1 pseudogene is annotated in these 299 nt (G+C 63.5%); it reads left to right on the forward strand.

Annotated features, from left to right (window positions below):
- A pseudogene (locus EN818_RS34185) lies at positions 1–163 on the forward strand (3-deoxy-8-phosphooctulonate synthase); the annotation flags it as partial.
- Positions 164–299: the final 136 nt, after the last annotated feature.

Below are 299 nucleotides of genomic sequence, written 5' to 3' on the forward strand. Positions count from 1 at the left end.
TTGCGCGGCCGTCGCCGTCGGCGTTGCCGGGGTCTTCATCGAAACCCACGATGATCCGGACAACTCGACCTCTTACGACGGCCCCAACATGGTGCCGCTCAAGGACATGCCGGCTTTGCTGGAAAAGCTGATGGCGTTCGACCGCGTCGCCAAGGGGCACTGACATTTGCAGGTGTCCCGGCGAATCCTGGGTCGGCTTGTGGTTGCAGTAAGCCGGGGGTACGCTCGCCCGGGCAACTGAGCGTCTTGGCAGGAGGAAGCCAATGTCTGTCGCCCGCGTCACCGAAATCACGGCGTCG

The sequence above is a fragment of the Mesorhizobium sp. M3A.F.Ca.ET.175.01.1.1 genome (assembly GCF_004791945.1).
Classification (GTDB): domain Bacteria; phylum Pseudomonadota; class Alphaproteobacteria; order Rhizobiales; family Rhizobiaceae; genus Mesorhizobium.